The 16513-nt window shown below is 53.5% G+C and carries 16 protein-coding genes; 15 read left to right on the forward strand and 1 reads right to left on the reverse strand.

The features are described 5' to 3' along the window. Positions 1-27 precede the first annotated feature (27 nt). The 6 genes from C4S74_RS11390 (at position 28) to C4S74_RS11415 (ending at position 6534) form a co-directional block, all read left to right on the forward strand. Entirely contained in the window at positions 28-2130 is a 2103-nt protein-coding gene (locus tag C4S74_RS11390; RefSeq protein WP_103995449.1) for a TerD family protein, read from the forward strand. 401 nt (positions 2131-2531) lie between these two features. Continuing rightward, positions 2532-3800: an MFS transporter gene (locus C4S74_RS11395; protein WP_103995450.1), complete on the forward strand. Its 1269-nt coding sequence runs from the start codon at positions 2532-2534 to the stop codon at positions 3798-3800. A gap of 43 nt (positions 3801-3843) precedes the next feature. Further along, the gene (locus C4S74_RS11400) at positions 3844-4593 is read left to right on the forward strand and encodes an SDR family NAD(P)-dependent oxidoreductase (RefSeq protein ID WP_103995451.1); all 750 of its coding nucleotides are present in this window, start codon (positions 3844-3846) and stop codon (positions 4591-4593) included. A gap of 11 nt (positions 4594-4604) precedes the next feature. Next, positions 4605-5339, forward strand: coding sequence for an SDR family NAD(P)-dependent oxidoreductase (locus C4S74_RS11405; protein ID WP_103995452.1), 735 nt, complete (start codon positions 4605-4607; stop codon positions 5337-5339). A 67-nt stretch (positions 5340-5406) separates the two neighbouring features. Beyond that, positions 5407-5820, forward strand: a complete 414-nt coding sequence (locus C4S74_RS11410; protein WP_103995453.1) for a MarR family winged helix-turn-helix transcriptional regulator — start codon at positions 5407-5409, stop codon at positions 5818-5820. A gap of 129 nt (positions 5821-5949) precedes the next feature. Further along, entirely contained in the window at positions 5950-6534 is a 585-nt protein-coding gene (locus C4S74_RS11415) for a Crp/Fnr family transcriptional regulator (protein WP_103995454.1), read from the forward strand. Here the strand turns inward: C4S74_RS11415 and C4S74_RS11420 are convergent. Further along, the gene (locus C4S74_RS11420; RefSeq protein WP_103995455.1) at positions 6503-7261 is read right to left on the reverse strand and encodes a DUF4386 domain-containing protein; all 759 of its coding nucleotides are present in this window, start codon (positions 7259-7261) and stop codon (positions 6503-6505) included. The genes C4S74_RS11415 and C4S74_RS11420 overlap by 32 nt on opposite strands. A gap of 198 nt (positions 7262-7459) precedes the next feature. Here C4S74_RS11420 and C4S74_RS11425 point away from each other — a divergent pair, with 198 nt between their 5' ends. From C4S74_RS11425 to C4S74_RS11470, 9 genes are all read left to right on the forward strand, one after another. After that, positions 7460-7966: a MerR family transcriptional regulator gene (locus C4S74_RS11425; RefSeq protein ID WP_103995456.1), complete on the forward strand. Its 507-nt coding sequence runs from the start codon at positions 7460-7462 to the stop codon at positions 7964-7966. Then, positions 7963-8406: an SRPBCC family protein gene (locus tag C4S74_RS11430; protein ID WP_103995457.1), complete on the forward strand. Its 444-nt coding sequence runs from the start codon at positions 7963-7965 to the stop codon at positions 8404-8406. Before C4S74_RS11425 ends, C4S74_RS11430 begins: the two co-directional genes overlap by 4 nt. A gap of 2 nt (positions 8407-8408) precedes the next feature. Next, entirely contained in the window at positions 8409-8852 is a 444-nt protein-coding gene (locus C4S74_RS11435; protein WP_103995458.1) for an SRPBCC family protein, read from the forward strand. A gap of 350 nt (positions 8853-9202) precedes the next feature. Further along, positions 9203-9691, forward strand: a complete 489-nt coding sequence (locus tag C4S74_RS11445; RefSeq protein WP_103995460.1) for a pyridoxamine 5'-phosphate oxidase family protein — start codon at positions 9203-9205, stop codon at positions 9689-9691. A gap of 225 nt (positions 9692-9916) precedes the next feature. Beyond that, complete coding sequence (locus C4S74_RS11450; RefSeq protein WP_103995461.1) at positions 9917-10618, forward strand: response regulator transcription factor; 702 nt, start codon at positions 9917-9919, stop codon at positions 10616-10618. Next, a complete protein-coding gene (locus C4S74_RS11455) occupies positions 10615-11607 on the forward strand; it encodes a sensor histidine kinase (protein WP_103995462.1) in 993 nt (330 codons plus the stop codon). Before C4S74_RS11450 ends, C4S74_RS11455 begins: the two co-directional genes overlap by 4 nt. Before the next feature lie 144 nt (positions 11608-11751). Continuing rightward, positions 11752-12522 carry an ABC transporter ATP-binding protein gene (locus tag C4S74_RS11460; RefSeq protein WP_103995463.1) on the forward strand — a complete coding sequence of 257 codons (771 nt, stop codon included), beginning with the start codon at positions 11752-11754 and terminating at the stop codon, positions 12520-12522. Further along, the gene (locus tag C4S74_RS11465; protein ID WP_103995464.1) at positions 12497-14416 is read left to right on the forward strand and encodes an FtsX-like permease family protein; all 1920 of its coding nucleotides are present in this window, start codon (positions 12497-12499) and stop codon (positions 14414-14416) included. The genes C4S74_RS11460 and C4S74_RS11465 overlap by 26 nt, the downstream gene beginning before the upstream one ends. Positions 14417-14910: 494 nt before the next feature. Continuing rightward, positions 14911-16392 (forward strand): YdiU family protein, encoded by a 1482-nt coding sequence (locus C4S74_RS11470; protein ID WP_103995465.1) that lies wholly within the window; start codon positions 14911-14913, stop codon positions 16390-16392. The last annotated feature ends 121 nt before the right edge of the window (positions 16393-16513 follow it).

Here is a 16513-nt window from a genome sequence, read left to right on the forward strand (position 1 = left end):
GGGATATGGCTTTCCTGGACTCTTTTTATGAACATAAATACCATCTATGTACGCAGAGCGGCTAAAGTGATTGTGGAGCAAGGAGAAGGCGCGGGTCGTCTTTCTAAAGCTTACCTGGCCGCGGCCTTAAAAAATATCGAATCTCTTGGATTTACGTTCTCCCGCCGCTTGATGCGTGCCGTGTCCACCTTATCCAAGGAGCAATTTGAGAAATTTTATCATGGGCTGATCGGTGATCTGAAAAGGCTGGTCGGTGCCCATGTGAAGTATAAGCCGATGTATCCCGGCTTTCCGGCGCAGGTGATGCGGGAATATGATGCGGAGCTTTATTGGAACGCCGTTTATCATTATCTAACGCTGGATTTGCCCGAGTATGAGACGCAGGAAAGACTTCCGCTGCGGGACGAAGTAAACCTGAAAGCGATTGATCTTGGAAGCAAAGCGGATTTTCACGTCATGATAAGCCGGCTGGTTCAAGCCAAGACATCGATTTCGGAGACAGACAAAGGAGATATCGATGCGGCTATAGCATGCGCGGACCCGGATGAACTGGAGGCCATCCTCCCGCCCGAGATTCCGTTCAAGGAGAATGCGGCCTTCGTGGCGGCTTCCTTGTTGAAGCATGACAAAGCGGGCACGGACCGGATCGGACGATACTTTAAAACCGCAACGGATGTCCTGCGCCTGGCCGCGGCCTGGTCGGATGGCGATGTCAGTCTCGCCGAGCCCGCCCGTTTCCGCAAGTTTAAGCGCAGCGAGAGACGGCTGCTGCTGGGCCTGCTGGAACGGTGTCCTTCCCTGACGGAAGATATGCGGAGATATAAGGACCGCTGGATCCGGCTCGGAGAGATCCTTCATCCTTCCGAGTATAAGAACCGGTTTACACGTTGTCAGGAGGCTTTCGGAATATTACGCAATAACAAGCCCTTCACGACCTTCGGCGGGAGCGTGGAACTTGCCTTCCGGTACGGGCAGGTGTGGACTTTGATCGATCTGTTGATGCGGCGTCCGGGTGAATTCGCAAGAAGACTGGATCAACTGCTGCGTTCCACCCCTCACACGGAGTATGTCGTGCTGGCATTCGGCGAAGTGGCGGACCAGGTATCGACGCCCGTGCTGCTGCAGGTGAAGAATCATTTTGCCCGCCGTCCCGAGCGTCCCGAGCTGCGTGTCTTCTTCCCGAAAGGCAATACGGCCAAAGCGTTTGCGATTCCCCATACGCTTCCCGAGATCGGCGAAACGGCATGCCGGAACATCGTCGAGGTATGCGAGAAGACGCTGGTTCAGCGATTCTCCGAGCTGCCTTCTTTGGGGAAGACCCATGTCGATATACGTTTGAAGGACTACCATGTCCCATTTTCCCAACGATCGGCAAGCAAAGCGCTGCATACGCTTGTACGGGGAAGCCGTGTGCCGATGGCGGAGGGAGATACGATCCGTTTCTTCAACTGGTGGAAAGAAGGAACCGTGGACGGCAAGCCAACGGGCCGCGTGGACATCGACTTGTCCGCAGTCATGTACGACCGCAACTGGGAGTATGTGGAGCACATTTCGTATACAAATCTGAGGTCTTCCAAGTACCGGGCCGTCCACAGCGGAGACATCGTTTCGGCTCCTCAAGGGGCCTGCGAGTTCATCGATCTTCATATTCCTTCCATCGTTGAATACGGCGGGCGTTATATTGTGGCTTCCCTGCATTCCTTTACGGAACAGCCGTACTGCGATTTGCCGGAGTGCTTTGCAGGCTGGATGATGCGCAAGAAGCCCGGTTCCGGGGAAATCTTCGAGCCTGCGACGGTGGTCAACAAAATCGATATCACCGCCGATACGCGGATTGCCGTTCCCGTCATCCTGGATCTGGTGGAACGTACGGTCATTTGGACGGATCTCTCCCTCACGAGACAACCTCACTACCAGAACAATGTGGAAGGGAACCAGAAGGGAATGGTCTTGATCGGCAAAGCGATGAGCACTTTGCGGAAGCCGGATCTGTACGACTTGTTCGCCCTCCATGCCAAAGCCAGAGGAGAAATTGTAGATACGGCGGATCAGGCGGATACGATATTTTCGGTGGATAGAGGGGTTACTCCCTACGATATCGAGCACATTATGGCGGAGTACGTGGTTTAAGCTGGAGCGTCCGCCTTGGGAACGCATCATTTCCTAGAAAAAGGATAGACTTAACTTATTAGCCTCACAATCAGGCAGGCAAAGGGGAGCAGACGCTCCTCTTTTTACGTTTTTCAAGGAGATTTACGATACTCGAAACCCAAATCTTGAATTTTTAATGAACTTTTCCATTGTTCTCCGTTGCAGCTGGGAAAATATTTTGTTACTATTTAGACATATAATATTTCGATATCTAAATATTATATCGCATGTATCATGTCTGTTCCTCCACGAAAGGAGTCCGTCGAGTATCGAAGAACCGGAGTAGAACAAAATGATAGGCTTCGCCATTTGTGAGAATGGCATAATGGAACGTCATCTTAGTTGGAACGGATATTAGAAGCGGGGAGCGAACAAATTTTATGAGCCAAAACAAAGGGAGAATTCACTATGCGTGGTGGATTTTGCTAGGGCTATGTATTATGGTCGGCTTGGGTAAAGGTACCCTGAATAACTCAGCCGGTCTTTTTTTGGCGCAAGTATCCAAAGATCTTGGCGTCGGCATGGGAAGCTTGAGCCTCTATTTCAGCGTCTCGGCTATCGTGACCATGGTCTTTTTGCCGATCGGCGGTAAACTGCTTGCGAAATATGATACTCGTACGCTTTTAAGCGGCGCGATCATTCTGCAAGCCGGAGCGTTTGCATTGTTCGGATTGATGAGTTCTGTATGGGGCTGGTACATCCTGGCGATTCCTCTCGCTATGGGCGGCGTATTCATTACCGTACTCGCAGGACCGGTATTAATTAACCAATGGTTTAAAAAAAGCAAGGGTTTGGCCCTTGGAATTATGGGAGCCGCAGGCGGAGCGATCGGCGCAATTTCTCAACCGGTTGTAGGCAATCTGATTGCCAATCAAGGATGGAGAACCTCCTACATCATCGTTGGTGTTGCGGTTATCGTGATTGTGGTTCCCATAGTGCTCCTGCTGTTAAGGAAATCACCTCTTGAAAAGAAAACGCTTCCCTATGGAGCGGAAGCCGCAGGCAGTGCTGCGGCCAACGCTGCGGCTGCAGAAACGGAAAACAAAGGCGTCACACTGGCTGCGGCCAAAAAGTCCTCTTCCTTCTATGCGCTCATCGCGTTTTTCTTCCTGATCACATCCGCCGCAAGTTTCTCGGTGCATATTCCCAAGTACTTGGCGAGCAAAGGTTTCGATGTTGTTTTTTCGGGCAATGTGATGGCGATCAATATGATCGGCGTGCTGATCGGGTCTTTGATTATCGGTTTTGCAAGCGATAAGATCGGTGCCAAGAATACCACGTTTATCGCCATGACTCTGGGCGTGATCGCGATCGGCATGTTGTTGTTCGCGTCCTCCAGCACGGTTATCATCTCGCTGGCCGTAGGACTCTTCGGTCTGGTTTCCGCTTCGATTGGGACATTGGGACCGGCTCTTACATCAAGTTTGTTCGGCAACAAGGAATACAGCCAGATTTATTCCAATGCTTCCATGGGCCTCGCGATCTCTTCGATTATCGCTCTGCCGGCCTACGGGTTCGTATTCGACTTTACGGGAAGCTACACGCCTGTCTTGTACGCCATCGGCATTATGCTAGTCATTAACATCGTCTGCATAAGCATTGCCTTCGGCGGGAAGAAGAAGCTGGAGCAGGCCGGTTTATGGAACTAAACCGGCCGGCAAAATCATTCACAGAGAAATGGAGGACCTACACATGAAATTGCAAGGCAAAGTAGCCATCATCACAGGCAGCGCTTCGGGCATCGGCCGCGGTATTGCCCTTGCCATGGCTAAAGAAGGCGCACATGTCGCCATTGTTGACGTGAACGAGCAGAAGGGGCAGGAAACCCTTGCGGAAGTCAATCAGCACACGGAAGGATGCCTTTTTATCAAGGATATTTCCGTAAAAGAAAATGCCAATGAAATCGTAAATGAAGTCGTCAAGAAGTTCGGCAAGCTGGACATTCTCGTGAATAACGCGCATGCTTCCAGACAGGCTTCTTTCGTGGAGACAACGCAGGAGCTGCTGGACCTGTCCTTCGGAACAGGCTTCTACCCGACGTTTCATTTCATGCAGGCCGCTTACCCCGAGTTGAAAAAAACGAAGGGCAAGGTCATCAACTTCGCTTCGGGCGCCGGTCTTGACGGACAAGTGACGCAAACCTCTTACGCGGCCGCCAAGGAAGCGATTCGCGCCATTTCCCGCGTTGCCGCGAACGAATGGGGTCCGGACGGCATCAACGTCAACCTGATCTCGCCGATCGCACTGACGCCGGGCGTGGAACAATGGCGTGAGAGCGCCCCGCACCTGTATGACGCGATGATCGAGCGTATTCCGCTTCGCCGTCTCGGCGATCCGGAACAGGATATCGGCCGTGTCGCCCTATTTCTGGCAAGTGACGACTCGAATTATATTACCGGCCAAACCATTATGGTAGACGGCGGTTCAATCAAACTACGTTAGGAGCATGTAAAATGGGACAATTGGATAACAAAGTAGCGATCATTACCGGCGGAGCTTCCGGTATCGGCGAACGTATGGTAGATCTTTTCGCACAGGAAGGCGCCATCGTTATCGCGGCGGACATCAATGAAGAGGCGCTTGAGAGAGCCAGCCAAAAGCAGAATGTACACGGGATGAAATTGAACGTGGCTTCCGATGAAGACTGGGCGGCGCTTGCGAAGGAAGTAAACGAGCGCTTCGGCAAAATCGACATCCTCGTGAACAACGCGGGCATCTCTTCGGAAAAACCTTTCCAGGAAATCGACGCGCAGGATTGGCAGAAAATGCTCTCCATTAACGGCTTTGGCCCGTTTGCCGGTATAAAGCATGTTACTCCGTACATGGCTGAGCAGAAGCAAGGCTCCATCGTAAACATTTCTTCGTACACGGCTATGATCGGCCAAGGTTTCAACCATTACTCCGCATCCAAGGGTGCTGTACGCGCTCTGTCCAAAGCGGCTGCCGCGGCATTCGGCCGTCAAGGCATCCGCGTGAACGCTCTGTTCCCGGGGATCATCGAAACTCCGATGACTCAGGCTCTGAGCACTTCCAAAGACCTGCTGGGCCGTTTGATTCAAATGACGCCTCTGCAGCGCCTGGGACAACCGGACGATATCGCCAAGGCGGCCCTGTTCCTGGCTTCCGACGCTTCTTCCTATATTACGGGAGCCGAGTTAGTTATTGATGGTGGATACTCCGCGCAATAGCGTGTAAAATTATGACAGCCCCTCATTTTCATCGGGGCTGTCGTTTCTTTTTATCAAGGAGGATTTTATGGAAGAGCAAACGGTTTTCGAACTTATACATAACATGGACAAATTCACGAACGGGTTGATTGTCCAGTGGAACAAAACATTCAACGAGGACCTCGGCGTCTCTCATGTTCTTGTGCTTGGTCATCTCAAGCAGAACGGGAAAAGCCGGCCTTCGGACATTGCGAAAATGCTGGGGCTTACGCCACCGACGCTCAGCTATTTATCGGAAAAGCTCGTCGCCAAAAAGCTGGCTGTTCGTACGGTAGACGAGTCCGACCGCCGCATCATTTATTTGGGCATCACCGACCAAGGGGCGAAGGTTCTGAAAAGAGCCACACTGGAGGGGGAGAGACTGCGCCGGAATTTATTCGAAAAATTAACCAATGACGAGAAAGCGGAACTAGCAAGCCTGTTTAAAAAACTGAACAGCTAGAAACGCGTCCGTGACGAGCCGGCCATCGGGCTTCAGCTGCGGATGTAACTTAAGGATGCGTGGACCGGAGACCGCAGCTTGCGGGTCAGGCAAGCATCCCATCGTAGTCGTAAGGGGGAGTACAGCAGAATGAAACAAATCCTGCACAAGTATCTGACCCGGTATACATCCCTTAACGAAGAACAAAGGCAGGCTGTCCTTGAAGAGATTCCTGTCAAGGAGTATAAAAAAGGGACCGTGCTCCTTAAACAAGGTGATGTTCCCACGGCCTGTTTTTTCGTGCTGAAGGGTTGTGTCCGGCAGTTCTCGATAGATGAAGCGGGCAGAGAGACGACTACGAATTTCTACACGGAAGAACAAGCCGTCGCGATTTTCAATCACCATAAGCCGGACAAATCTTCGGAATACACCTTTACGTGTCTGGAGGACTGCGCAGTGGTTGTCGGCAGGCTGGAGATCGAACAAGATATGTATGCCAGACACACTCAGTTAGAATCCATGACACGCAGGATGATTGAACAAAATTTAGGTCAGGTGCAGGAAGAATTCGCTGCTTTTATCGCCTCTACCCCCGAAGAACGTTTCAGAGCGCTGGAAATAAAACGCCCTGATTTGATCGGCCGTGTACCCCAGCATCAATTGGCAAGTTATCTCGGTATGACCCCCGAATCATTAAGCAGAATTAAGAATCGGGTGAAGCGGGATAAGATTTGAGAAGAATCCGCGTCTTACTCCGTGCTCTTCCCCCTCGTGCCAGCAGCCACACTCCAAAGCCCAATTCCCCTACAACCATCGGGATCATAAATATGACATGAAGCAGCATCGCAAGCGTCTCGTTGTCCGGAAGAAACGTTTTGCACAGGTGAATGACCATATAGCCGATGGAAGCCAACCACAGGAAAATGCCAATGATCTTAGGAATGCGGTCAGATTTGAAAGCCAGAATGCCTACAATCAGCAGATGCCCTCCGAAAATAATCAAACCAATCGACCAGATCAGCTCGAACGCCTCCAAGTGCATCATCATAAAGGCATGAAGTTCCCCGGTATCAACAACGGATAAATAGCCGGCTCGGCCGGAAAGCAGCAGCACAACGAGTAAATTCAGCAGAGCGGTTCCCAAAACAGCCGTGTAGGCGAGACGGAACCATGCACCGAGCAGGGACAGATCCGGATGAATCGGCTTCAGAAAGATGTGAAAAGCCCAGGCGACCACAATGTCACAGATCAGAATGACGACCCAGCCCAAGATTTCCGCTTTGAAAAGGGTCCTCGAAGAAGTGACGGCTTGAAAGGTGAGACCTGCATCGCCCTGCACAACAAGACTTCCATGAACATAGCCGTAAGAAAAAAATGCCGCAAGCGACATGACGATCAACGCGATGCCGGCAGTCAGAGCCGCTGTTCGCTGATCCGTGCGCTGTATTCTCGATGGAACCACAACATTACCTCCCCAGTTGCTGTATGGATTTTATTGTAATAGGCATCTCGGAACGGTTCATTGACTTAAATCAAGAGGGATGCTCATTTTGAAAAAAATTCCGGAGCGGATCGTGATTTCGCTTGCAGCTTACGCAGCGTAAGCTTTTATAATACAGTTACCGGTATACAGCTGGCGCTAATGAAGCGGAGATGATGCATGAAGAAGCATTGGAAAGTAGGAGACCTCGCCAAGTTGACGGGTCTTACCGTACGTACGCTGCGTTATTACGATCAAATCGGCTTGTTCTCTCCCTCCGCCCAGACGGAATCCGGCCACAGGCTGTACAGCGAGCCGGACTTGTCGCGCCTTCACCAGATTTTGTCGCTTAAGGAGCTGGGGCTGTCTCTCGAAGAGATCGGCTCGGTCCTAACCGGCGGGCAAATCAGTCCGCTTGAGATCGTCCATTTGCAGATAGACCGGATCAAAGAGCATATGAGGCGGCAGCAAAAGCTGCTGGATCAGCTCGGACATGTATCCAAGCTTATGCAGGGAAGGGCGCAAGTAACGGTAGAGGATTTCACTGGCCTTTTGCAAGCGATGCAAACGGGATTTGAAAAGCCTGTCATTGAGCGGCAGAGAAGCTGGGAACGACATTTGGACCGGTTGGGAGACTACCTTGCGGGAGAGAATGGAATGCCGAAACCTGAGGAGGACAAACAATGAACGAACGATTCGTCAAACATGCAACCTTCGTCGTCGAGAAGGTTTATGCCGCATCGCCGGAGCGGGTGTATCACGCCTGGGCCGACCCCGATGCCAAAGCCAAGTGGTTTTCGAAGCCGGACATCTTCGAGTTTCGGGTCGGCGGACGCGAGTACAGCAGCGGCGGGCCGCCGGAAGGTCCGGTTTTTACCTTCGACGCGAGCTATCAGGAACTTGTCCCGGACCGGCGCATTGTGTATACGTATACCCTGGATTCGGGCGATACGCGCATGTCGGTCTCTATCACAACGATCGATCTGATGGAGACGGAGGGTGGCACGAAGCTTATTTTCACGGAGCAGGGCGCCTTCTTTGACGGTCACGATACGCCGGAGGTGCGGGAACACGGCACACATGCGCTGCTGGACGCACTGGGCAAAGCATTGGAAGGGGAGGAATGAGCATGGCGACCGGTGAAAATGAACTCGTAACCACGCGCGAGTACGATGTACCGCGGGAGCTCGTTTTTCGGGCATGGACAACCCCCGAGTTGTTAGCCCGGTGGTGGGGACCGAAGGGCTTCACGAATACGTTTCACGAGTGCGACATCAAGCCGGGCGGCACGTGGACCCTCACCATGCACGGACCGGATGGCACGGATTATCCCAACCGCAGCGTCTTTGCCGAGATCTTGGCGCCGGAGCGGGTTGTGCTGGATCATTTATCCGGTCACGAATTCCGGTTAACGGGAACCTTCGAGGATCTGCATGGACGCACCAAGGTTACGTTCCGCCAGCGTTTCAAGGTAAAAGAGGAGTTCGAAGAGGCCAAGCCTTACTGTGCGGAAGCCAATGAACAGAACCTCGACAGGCTGGGTGAGGTGCTGGCGGAATTGGCCGGAAGCTGACCAAGCTTGCGGCGGGCATCGCCCGGAAACCTTTTATCCGAAAAGCCGATGAATCAAGGAAGCTTCCCGCATTAGGGGGCTTCCTTTTGTGTTCCCCGCGACAGCATCGAAAATCATTAACCCGGCTTGATTGCTTACCGTCATGGGACGCGAAGCATCCGTACGCCGGGAGCCTCGCACGCTTCGGAATCTTTTTAGGAGAAGGATGAAGTAAGCTTCGTCCAAGCTTTAGAAGCTCCCGTTTGCCGGTCCATCCGTTTGGTTTAAATAGAAGAGAGACTGCGCACTTGGCAGGAACCTTTCAGATGGTTCCATTCGTATACCGACAAACGCATGAAGGGGATGTTAGAATGAGCACTTATGAAAAAAATCAGGAAGCTGTCGAGAAGGTCCGGGATCTAATCAAAGGCATCGACGTCGCCATGCTCACGACCATAAGCAGCGACGGGCTCGTTTCCCGGCCGATGAGCACTCAGGAAGTGGAGTTCGACGGGGACCTGTGGTTTATGACGATGAAAGATAAGAGCGTCTATCGGGAGCTTCTTGAGAATAAGAGCGTTAACGTCGCTTACGTGGACAAATCGTATGTATCCGTCCGCGGCGAGGCGGAACTGATAGAAGACCGGGCCAAGCTGGAAGAGCTTTGGAGCCCCATTTACGAGAAGTTTTTCGGGGTTTCGAGCGATGATCCGAGTCTTGTCCTAATTAAAATTAAAGCGGAAACCGCCGAGTACTGGGAAGCCGGCAACAGGATGAAGCTGGTGAAGAATATGTTCAAGAAACTGACGGGGAAAGAGAATGACGAATCGGATCTGAACAAAACGGTCGAATTGGGTTAGGGTAGCGGGAAATCCAATCCCTATAGACTTTGCTGGTAAGGCTGGTTTTAAAATCAGAAATAGAATGAAAGTTTTATTGGATGATTTTAACGAACAGGATGAAACAAAGAAAAGCAGTACTATCTTTCCAGCACGCGCGCGTCTCCTTATTGGGACACGCGCTTTTTTGTGGTTTAATGGAGGTGACGACCAGGCATTTGCAGAAAAAGGGAGGGATTTTCCCGGATGAATAAAATCATGATCGTCGAAGACGATCCCAAAATAGCGGAATTGTTGAAGTCGCACATTCAAAAGTACGGAGATGAAGCCATCGTGGCGGATGATTTCCAGAGTGTGATGGAATTATTTCAAGACCAGATGCCGCAGGTCGTGCTGCTGGACGTCAACCTGCCGAGTTACGATGGCTATTACTGGTGCCGTCAAATCCGCACGGTGTCCACGTGTCCGATTATTTTCATTTCCGCCCGCAGCGGGGAAATGGATCAGGTGCTGGCCCTGGAGAGCGGGGCGGACGATTATATCACGAAGCCGTTCCATTACGAGATCGTGATGGCGAAGATCCGCAGCCAAATCAGGCGCGTCTACGGCGATTATGCGACGAAGGAGCGCATTGTGGAGCGGGACGGGCTGTTGCTGTATCCCGAGCGGATGGAGCTGCGGCTGAAGGAGCGGTCCGCGCTTTTGACGCGCAAGGAATCGCTGCTGATGGAGACGCTGATGCATCACAGTCCCCGGATCGCCAGCCGGGAGGCCATTCTCGACAAGCTGTGGGACGATTACAGCTACGTCGATGATAACGCGCTGAGCGTTAACGTTACACGGCTGCGCAAAAAGCTGGCGGAGCTCGGCATCGATGACGCCATCGAAACGCTGCGCGGCGTCGGGTACCGGCTGCACCTCACATGGAAGGACGAAACCGGGCGATGAGGTTATTTGTACGGGACCATGTGCCGCTTGTCGGGTTCAGCCTGGTACAGATGCTGGTCATCCTGCTGATCTGCTGGCTGGACGGGTACAATCATCTGGGAACCGCTTTGTACGCGCTGTTTCTCGGCCTGTGCGTGCTGTCCGGCTATTTGGCTTACCGCTATGTCCGGCTTCGGGCGTTTTACCGGTATATCTCCGGCCCGAGCGATGTCCTGCCGCGGGAGCTCAAGGTAAGCCGTGCGCCGCTTGCAGCGTCTTTAACGAAGATTCTGGATGCCCAGTATCGCAGAGGTAAACAGCGGGAGCACGTATGGGAGGAAAAACAGCGGCAGCACCTGACATTCATGAATCAATGGGTGCATCAGATGAAAACCCCGCTATCGGTTATCCAGCTCATCACGCAGAACGGCGACGACGAACGGTTTGCCAGCATCGCGGAGGAGTCCGACCGGCTGCGTCGCGGGCTCGAAATGGTGCTTTATATGGCCCGGCGGGAGACGTTCGCCCAGGACTTCCATATTTACCGGGTGCAGCTGAGAGAGCTGGTCAACGAAGTGATTCAAGATAACCGGCGGTCGTTTATCCGGCATTACGTGCATCCGGAGCTTCTCATCGGCGAGAGCATCACGGTCGAGAGCGACGCCAAATGGCTCCGGTTTATCGTCCAGCAGCTGATCTCGAACGCCATTACTTATTCGGCGGGCAGCCGGACGAAGGTTGTCTTCAAAGCGCATGCGGAGGATAAAGCCGTTATTCTAAGCGTGACGGACTGCGGCGTCGGGATTCCGCCATCCGATTTGAAGCGGGTTTTCGATCCCTTTTTTACCGGCGAAAACGGGCGGAAGTTTAAAGAATCGACAGGCATGGGCCTGTATTTGGTAAAAGAAGTGACGGACCGTCTGAATCACCGGGTGGAGATCGAATCCGAGATCGGCCGAGGGACGACCGTCCGCATCATTTTTCCGTACGCGACCGAACGGGGCGAATAGTGAGCGATCACTCTTCGCCTTTTTACATAGACCGGTATGAAAGTTTTCCGGAGTCTTACAACCCTGTAAGATTGGCGTAATGCAGCGGTATAGGAGCGGCGGATTGCCTGGGGTATGCTAGAAGCAAGAAGGGACGTGACGGGCTTGGACATTTTGAAAGTGACGAACTTGTGCAAGATTTACAACGAAAAAATGCCGTTCGAGGCATTGTCGGATATTAACCTGACGATCGAGCAAGGCGAATTTGTCGGAATCATGGGGCCTTCGGGAAGCGGTAAAACGACACTGCTCAATCTGGTATCGACCATCGACGAACCGACGTCGGGCGAGGTTTGCGTGGACGGCAGTCATCCGCACCGGATGAACGCGGACGAGCTGGCGCTTTTTCGCAGACGCAGGCTGGGCTTTATTTTTCAATCGTTCAATTTGCTGCCTACGCTGACCGTGAAGGAAAATATTTTACTCCCGCTTACGCTCGACGGGGTCGCGCTGGATCAGATGAAAAGCCTGCTGGAGCCGATTGCGGAGCAGTTGGGCATTACGCCGGTCCTGGACAAGCGGACCTATGAGATTTCCGGCGGGCAGGCTCAGCGTACGGCTATCGCGCGTGCGTTGATTCATTCGCCGAAGCTGGTGCTCGCCGACGAGCCGACTGGCAATCTCGATTCGAAGTCCGCGCGCGATGTCATGGAGCTGCTGACGACGATGAACAAACGGCAGGAAGCGACAATGATGCTGGTCACGCACGATGCGATGGCGGCGAGCTACTGCGATCGTGTGGTGTTTATTAAAGACGGCAAGTTTCATAACGAGATCACGCAGGGAGGGAACCGTGAGGTCTTTTACCAGAAAACCATCCATGCCCTCTCGCTGCTAGGAGGCTACAGACATGACTTTCCGGCAGTTCGCGTTTAATAACGTCGTTCGGAACAAACGGATCTACCTGGCGCATTTCTTAAGCAGCTCGTTCTCCGTCCTTGTTTTTTTCGTCTATGCCCTGCTGCTGTTTCATCCCGATCTGCAGGGAGAGCTGAGAACGACGAGCAGAACGATCAGTGCATTGGCAACGAGTGGCATGCGCGTCTCGCAGGTGATCCTCTTCATTTTTTCGTTTTTCTTCTGTCTGTACTCGGCCGGCACTTTTCTGCAAACCCGCAAGCGGGAATTCGGCATTCTGATGATGCACGGCATGTCCCCGCGGCAGCTGCGCCGGCTCGTTTTCATGGAGAACTTGCTTATCGGGGGAGCGTCGATTGCAGCGGGTATCATCGTGGGGCTTGTTTTCACGAAGATGATTCTGCTCGGCATTGCCAAGCTGCTCGTCATCAAGGCCGGCTTGACCTTCTACGTTCCGGTGCTGGCCATTATCGTAACCGCGGCCGCCTTCGTTCTGCTGTTTGGCTTTGTCGCGCTGTTCACCTCCCGGATAGTGAAAGCCGGACGCCTGGCGGATTTATTCCGGTCGGATGAAAAACCTAAGCCCGAACCTAAGCCCTCGCGGCTGCTGTCGGTCCTGGCGATTGTCCTGATCCTGACCGGATACGCCGCTGTGATGATTTACGTGAATGGGTACTTTCACTCGTTCTGGCTGCTTTTCGCCGGTGTGGGCCTCGTCGTCGCCGGCACGTACTTTCTGTTCACGCAGCTCAGCGTGTACGCGCTTCGGAGCTTGAAACGGAAGGACCGTGTGTTCTTCAAAGGGACGAATCTGCTCGTTTTGTCACAGCTGTCGTACCGCATGAAGGATAATGCGACGATGTTTTTCATGATCACGATCGTGTCGGCGATTGCCTTTACCGGAATCGGCACGGTGCTTGCGACGAATCATCCCGGGCTGAAGGAGATGGAGAATCCCTATGCCTTTACTTACAAAACGGATCAGAGCGTCCAAAAGGAAGAAGAAGTTATTTCAGAGATTCAAAAACAACTGGGTGACCACGGTTTCGCTTACGATTTGAACGCCGTCCATGCCAAGCGGCTGTGGGGGCGCCTTGTCCTCGTCAAGCAGAGCGAGTTTAACGCCCTGGCCAAAACTTTGGGACTGCGCGATACAGAGGAACTGGCGGACGGGGAAAGTCTGCTTCTGCCGGGCAGCCTCTTTTTGGCTACTCAGATTAAAGAGAATAAGGAAACCGTGCCTCACGCCATTGACCTCGGAATAAGTGAAACCTGGCAAAAAAGCGTGATGGTAAAGCAGTACGTGCCGACGGTCATCCTGCCGGACGGCCACTATACCGTTGTCGTTTCCGACCGAATGTTTGATACCGTGCCGGAAATTGAAGACACGCAGCTGCATTTTAATTTTTTCTACGTGGCCGATTGGGAGAATACCCGGGATGTCGCCAGCGTGTTGGCAGACAAGATCGGCAAGGACGATTTCGACCGCTTCGAATTCGATGCGCTGGTGCTGGACTGGCTGGCCGATAAGCAGACTAACGGACTGCTGTTCATTATTAGCGCGATGGTAGGCGTCGTATTTTTCACCTTCGCCGCCAGCCTCCTGTACTTCCGGCTGTATGCCGACATGGAGCGGGACCGGGAACAATACCGGATGATCGCGAAAATGGGCCTGCTGAACAAGGAGCTGCGGAGGATCGTGACGAGGCAGCTCCTGCTCATGTTCTTCCTGCCGATCATACTGGCGCTCGTGCACAGCGGCGTAGCGTTCATTGCTCTGCAGCAGCTCGTGGATTTCTCCGTCTGGATGAATTCCGTGCTCATTTTCTTATCCTTCATCGGAATTCAGATCGGTTATTTCTTCCTTATCCGCTGGCGTTATTTGCAGCATATGTATCCGAAGAACGGATGAGAATCAAACGGCTCCGCGTTATGCGGGGCTATTTTTTTGCAAGAAAAATCCCTCTGCGGATATCGAAAGGGAGAACAGACACGTTTCTTTCCGCTGAATTTATAGATTTTTCCGATTACTGGATCCGATGAACCTTTGAGATAGCAAGGCAGCCAAACAGAGCTTATGGCTTGATTTTTCAGAGTCACTAAGCTCTTTCCGTCTAAAAAGATTTGAAATTTCGTTCCGGATAAGAGAATAATGAAGAAAGCCCTAACGGGCGAAGGGGCGAAAGCAGGAGTACGGCACCGCGTTCCTCCCCGCCTGGTATACAGGTTTACATAGAAGGCTCGGCACAGACAGGCGGCTTCGAGTGATTCGTATCTAGGAAGGGTAATATAGTTTATAAAAAGCGGGACTCTGCGGAAAGGGCAGTGCCGTGTGCAGACATGCCCCTCCTATCCGCAACCCGTTAAGCGATCCAAATAAAATGATCGAGAACAGAAGGAGATAAGATGACGGATAAAAAAGCAGGACCGGAAACCGGTTGGAATTTTGACAATAGTTATGCCCGTCTGCCGGAAATATTTTTTACCAAGACGAATCCGACTCCCGCAGCTTCGCCGGATGTAGTCATTTTTAACGATGCGCTGGCGGCGTCTCTGGGACTGAACAGTCAAGCGCTTAAAAGTCACGAGGGAACCGAAGTGTTCGCCGGCAACCGGATTCCCGAAGGGGCCGAGCCGCTGGCTCAAGCTTATGCGGGGCATCAGTTCGGGCATTTTACGATGCTGGGCGACGGACGTGCCGTGCTGCTCGGAGAGCAGCTCACTCCCGCGGGCGAGCGGCTGGACATCCAGCTCAAGGGGCCGGGCCGGACCCCGTATTCCCGCCGGGGCGACGGCCGGGCGGCTCTAGGGCCGATGCTGCGCGAGTATATCATCAGCGAGGCCATGCACGGACTCGGCATTCCCACTACGCGCAGCCTGGCCGTAGTGACCACGGGCGAACCCGTGTACCGCGAAACGGAGCTGCCCGGCGCCGTTCTGACCCGTGTGGCGGCGAGTCATCTGCGCGTCGGGACCTTCCAGTTCGCCGCCAAGTGGGGGTCCGCCGAGGATCTGCAGGCGCTGGCCGACTACACCCTGCAGAGGCACTACCCGGAAGCAGCGGCCGCCGATGGCGGAAACCGTTATCTCTCGCTGCTTCAGGAAGTGATCAAGCGCCAGGCCACGCTTATTGCCAGGTGGCAGCTTGTCGGCTTTATCCACGGCGTGATGAACACCGACAACATGACCCTCAGCGGCGAGACCATCGATTACGGGCCCTGCGCCTTCATGGACGCCTACGACCCCGAGACGGTGTTCAGCTCCATCGACACGTACGGTCGCTACGCCTACGGCAATCAACCGCACATAGGGGCCTGGAACCTTGCCCGGTTCGCCGAAACTCTTCTGCCGCTGATTCATGCCGATCAGGAGCAGGCCGTCAAACTGGCCGAAGAGGCGATCGCGAATTTCGGCGTGCTGCATAACCGCAGCTACCTGGCCGGCATGAGGGCGAAGCTCGGCCTCTTTAACGAGGAGGAGGGGGACGAGTCCCTCATAGAAGATCTCCTCGGTTTGATGCGGAAGCAGGGGGCCGACTATACCAACACGTTCCTTGCCTTAACTTTCGGCAAAACGGAAGACACGGCCTTGTCCGGGGCGGAGGAGTTTACCCGGTGGCATGAGCTGTGGCAGGCCAGACGGGGCAGGCAGCCGGAATCCGGGGCCTCCTCGCATGACCTTATGCGAAGCAGCAACCCTGCCGTAATCCCCCGCAACCACCGGGTGGAAGAGGCGCTGGAAGCCGCGGTGGAACAGGGGGATTACAGCGTAATGGAGCGCCTGCTGGCTGTTCTGGCGGACCCCTTCGCGCATTCCCCTGAACAGGCTGCTTACGCCACCCTGCCGGAAGCCTGCGGCAGTCCGTACCGGACGTTCTGCGGCACTTGACCGCAGATCTGAAGGGGTTTGTTCATCCGAATCTTAAATAATTCGGCCCTAAAAGGCTGCAAAAAGGCACCGTTCTTTCGAACGGTGCTCTTCTGTATGCCGCCTGACGGATGGGGGACCG

It is taken from the genome of Paenibacillus sp. UNC499MF, from assembly GCF_900107975.1.
Lineage (GTDB): Bacteria > Bacillota > Bacilli > Paenibacillales > NBRC-103111 > Paenibacillus_F.

Bases quoted from the DNA above. Each gene is read 5' to 3' on its own strand.
- C4S74_RS11470 (WP_103995465.1), top strand. From the start codon at position 14,911: ATGACGGATAAAAAAGCAGGACCGGAAACCGGTTGGAATTTTGACAAT.
- C4S74_RS11395 (WP_103995450.1), top strand. From the start codon at position 2,532: ATGAGCCAAAACAAAGGGAGAATTCACTATGCGTGGTGGATTTTGCTA.
- C4S74_RS11455 (WP_103995462.1), top strand. From the start codon at position 10,615: ATGAGGTTATTTGTACGGGACCATGTGCCGCTTGTCGGGTTCAGCCTG.
- C4S74_RS11415 (WP_103995454.1), top strand. From the start codon at position 5,950: ATGAAACAAATCCTGCACAAGTATCTGACCCGGTATACATCCCTTAAC.
- C4S74_RS11445 (WP_103995460.1), top strand. From the start codon at position 9,203: ATGAGCACTTATGAAAAAAATCAGGAAGCTGTCGAGAAGGTCCGGGAT.
- C4S74_RS11390 (WP_103995449.1), top strand. From the start codon at position 28: ATGAACATAAATACCATCTATGTACGCAGAGCGGCTAAAGTGATTGTG.
- C4S74_RS11450 (WP_103995461.1), top strand. From the start codon at position 9,917: ATGAATAAAATCATGATCGTCGAAGACGATCCCAAAATAGCGGAATTG.
- C4S74_RS11405 (WP_103995452.1), top strand. From the start codon at position 4,605: ATGGGACAATTGGATAACAAAGTAGCGATCATTACCGGCGGAGCTTCC.
- C4S74_RS11465 (WP_103995464.1), top strand. From the start codon at position 12,497: ATGACTTTCCGGCAGTTCGCGTTTAATAACGTCGTTCGGAACAAACGG.
- C4S74_RS11430 (WP_103995457.1), top strand. From the start codon at position 7,963: ATGAACGAACGATTCGTCAAACATGCAACCTTCGTCGTCGAGAAGGTT.
- C4S74_RS11425 (WP_103995456.1), top strand. From the start codon at position 7,460: ATGAAGAAGCATTGGAAAGTAGGAGACCTCGCCAAGTTGACGGGTCTT.
- C4S74_RS11400 (WP_103995451.1), top strand. From the start codon at position 3,844: ATGAAATTGCAAGGCAAAGTAGCCATCATCACAGGCAGCGCTTCGGGC.
- C4S74_RS11410 (WP_103995453.1), top strand. From the start codon at position 5,407: ATGGAAGAGCAAACGGTTTTCGAACTTATACATAACATGGACAAATTC.
- C4S74_RS11435 (WP_103995458.1), top strand. From the start codon at position 8,409: ATGGCGACCGGTGAAAATGAACTCGTAACCACGCGCGAGTACGATGTA.